4 protein-coding genes are annotated in these 3,052 nt (G+C 59.1%); 3 read left to right on the top strand and 1 reads right to left on the bottom strand.

Translation table 11 applies throughout. The features are described 5' to 3' along the window. The 3 genes from AC1D1X_RS19495 to AC1D1X_RS19505 form a co-directional block, all read left to right on the top strand. Positions 1-511 (top strand): Bug family tripartite tricarboxylate transporter substrate binding protein (locus AC1D1X_RS19495; protein WP_477698935.1); only part of this gene is annotated, 511 nt, incomplete at its 5' end. 266 nt (positions 512-777) lie between these two features. Next, positions 778-1,401 carry a TetR/AcrR family transcriptional regulator gene (locus AC1D1X_RS19500; RefSeq protein ID WP_477669309.1) on the top strand — a complete coding sequence of 208 codons (624 nt, stop codon included), beginning with the start codon at positions 778-780 and terminating at the stop codon, positions 1,399-1,401. 42 nt (positions 1,402-1,443) lie between these two features. Further along, positions 1,444-2,067 carry an isochorismatase family protein gene (locus tag AC1D1X_RS19505; RefSeq protein WP_477669310.1) on the top strand — a complete coding sequence of 208 codons (624 nt, stop codon included), beginning with the start codon at positions 1,444-1,446 and terminating at the stop codon, positions 2,065-2,067. A gap of 375 nt (positions 2,068-2,442) precedes the next feature. Here the strand turns inward: AC1D1X_RS19505 and AC1D1X_RS19510 are convergent. Continuing rightward, positions 2,443-3,052, bottom strand: a 610-nt coding sequence (locus AC1D1X_RS19510; RefSeq protein ID WP_477698936.1) for a hypothetical protein, incomplete at its 5' end; no start/stop codon positions are given.

Consider the following 3,052-nt stretch of genomic DNA (forward strand, 5'->3'; position numbering starts at 1 on the left):
GCTGTCTTTTGGCAGCGGCAGCTCGTCCAGCCGCGTGGCGGGTGAGCAGTTCAAGCAGATGACGGGCACCTACATCCTGAACATTCCCTACAAGAGCAATCCGCCCGCGGTGACGGACCTGCTGGGCGGCCAGATCGACATGATGATCACCGACATGGCGACCGGCCTGCCGCAGGTCAAGGGCGGCAAGCTCAAGGCGCTGGGTGTTTCCACCCGGCAACGTTCACCGCTGGCGCCCGAGGTGCCGACCATCGCAGAAGCCGGCGTCAAGGGTTATGAAATGACCTATTGGTTTGCCGCCTACGCGCCCGCCGGCACGCCCGCCGATGTGGTGGCAAAGCTCAGCGACATGCTGGTCAAGGCAGCCCGCAGCCCTTCGGCCGCACCGTTTTACCAGTCCAGCGGTACCGAAATCTTCACCAGCAACCCGGAAGACTTGCGCAAGTTCCAGGCGGTGGAAACGCTGAAATGGGGAAAGATCATCAAGGCCGCGGGAATCGAGCCTGAATAACACCTTGTTGGGGCTGGATTTGAATTAAATGCGCCTCCGGCCCTTTGTGGGCGGGCGCAAGCAGCTATCAAAAGAGTAGCTGATCAGGCTGGCCGGCTTGGCGACAGGCGAGGCCAGACGGGCCATGTGACGAATGAAGCTGCGATGGTGGCAGCTCTTCTGGCGTCATCCAGTGAATTTAAACAACGTTTAATTTTTAGAACAAGCGTTAATTTTCACCGGAAATCGCACCCTGGATAGACGTCTTTCACGCCTATATTCTGGCGATGCAAACCCGAATAGACCGCCAGCAGGTCCAAAACGATTTACGCCGAACCCTGATGCTGGACGCCGCCCGATCCGTCTTCGAACGCCTGGGCATCGACGGCGCCAGCATCCGCGAGATCGCCAAGGAAGCAGGCTATACCGCCGGGGCCATCTATTCCTATTTTGAAAACAAGGAAGCCATTTACGGCGCCTTGCTGGCCGAGTGCCTGGAGCGCCTCAATGGCGTGGTGGCGTCTGCGGGTGAGGCGCGGGGCGGCCCGGCTGAGGTGCTGGAAGCCAAGGCCAGTGCCTGGTTTGGTTTTTTTGCGGCCAACCCGCGCGACCTGGACCTGGGTTTTTACCTCATGCAGGGCATGCGCCCGCGCGGCTTGGGCACCGAGCTGAACCAGCAGCTCAATGACCGCCTTCACGATGCTTTGCGGCCTTGTGAAACCGCCTTGCGGGCCATGGGTTTAGGCGCCGACGATGCATTGCGCGAAAATACGGCCTTGTTCGCGCATGGCATGGGCTTGCTGCTTCTCCAACATACCGGTCGAATCCGCATGTTCGGGCAGGACGCCACGCTGCTGTTCGATGCTTATGTGATCGGCCTGGTGGAGCGCCTGCAGCGCAGCCCGGCCTGATCTTCTTTCCAGAACGCCTCCAGAATTTCCCCAGGACCCCCGATGCTGCTTGACGCCGACGACTCCCAACTTGTGCTGGTCGACTACCAGACCCTTTTGATGCCCGCCATTTTTGAAGGCAACCTCGTCATGGCCAATGCCGTAAAGCTGGCCCGCATGGCCAAACTGCTGGACGTGCCGGTGTGGGGCACAGAAGAAAACCCCGAAAGCCTGGGCGCCACCGTGCCCGAATTGCAGGCCGCCATTGAAGCCGCCAGTGGCAAGACTATGGACAAGATGTTTTTCAGCGCCGTGGCCGACGGCCTGGGCGACCTGCTGCGCCCACCCGTGCGCAAGGCGCCGACAGGCGGCAACGCCCGCAGCCTGCCCAAACACCTGCAAAAGCCGGCGCCCGAGCCGGAAGAGGGCAGAAGCACCATCGTCATCGCCGGCTGCGAAGCCCACGTCTGCCTGATGCAGACCGCGCTTGATTTGCTGGAAGAAGAGTTCGAAGTCTGGGTGGTAACCGACGCCTGCAGTTCACGCACCGAGCGCAACCGCGATGCCGCCTTTGACCGCCTGGCCGGCAACGGCGCCGAACTGGTGACGACCGAGATGGTGGCGTTTGAGTGGCTGCGCACGGCTGAGCATGAGGTGTTCAGGGATGTGCTGGGGTTGGTGAAGTAGGGTGCGGACCAAACACACCTGATACAGATAAGCCCGCCCGGTCTGCCGTTGGTTCGCTCAAAATGTCGAACGTTCAGGTCAAGGGTGGATAACCAGCCACTGAGTGCCGACCACCTTCAGCGCCACCTCCATCCCAACTCAGGCCTCAATGAGAAATTACGCATTACCGGTAGCCATTCGGCTCCTGGCATTTATAGCGCCACTACTCTTTTTGCAACTGTATTCACAAAGAGCGTTCGAGTACGCACGCACACAAGAGCGTCACGGAGATACTGGCCTGGGGATCGCCATTCTTCTTGGTTTCATGACCTTCATCATGCTGGGCGCGTTCCTGATCGATCTCATCATCCAGATCCGAAAGAGACGGCCTTTCGCCTATTTGACTGACGCTTTCATCTTGCTGATGCTGCTCATGCCGTTTGGCTGGTTTGCGTGCAGTTGGTTTGGGTTGCACAACAGTCTTGCTTGCAGGATTCCCATGGTATTTTTCAGCCAGGTTCCAAGCTGGCTTGATCTGTGAGGCTTTTTGGCTGCCTGGAAGGCGTTTGAGTTTTGTCCAGTTGCAATCCATACCCGGTACCAATGAAATACCTGCTTCGCGTTTTCTGCATCTTCTTCCTTTTCCCTCTGTCGATGGCGCTGACAGCTTGTGTCACCGGCCCGGATGAAATTGTGCGGCCCGCCAGCCAGGCCGATTCGCCAAGGCTTGCGTATCCAGCGCGTGCCAGGCGCCTTGACGAGCAGGGCGTTGTCAGGTTGCGAGTGGAAGTTTTGGCGAACGGCAACGCCGGCGAGGTGCGGCTCCGTCAAAGCTCGGGTTCTGCCACGCTGGATGCGGCCGCAATCGAAGGCGTGAAAAAGTTCAAGTTCAACCCGGCCAGAACAAAGTCGGGCCGTGCCGTGGATTCCTGGGTGGAGCTTCCGATCAAATACGCTCTTGAGTAGCTGGCCGGGTTGGCGTGTGATTTTCCCGCTAAAGATACTC

It is taken from the genome of Polaromonas sp. P1_G4, from assembly GCF_056405475.1.

What these genes read in the sequence shown, in the direction of transcription:
- AC1D1X_RS19500 (WP_477669309.1), top strand. Translation starts at nt 778, where the DNA reads ATGCAAACCCGAATAGACCGCCAGCAGGTCCAAAACGATTTACGCCGA.
- AC1D1X_RS19505 (WP_477669310.1), top strand. Translation starts at nt 1,444, where the DNA reads ATGCTGCTTGACGCCGACGACTCCCAACTTGTGCTGGTCGACTACCAG.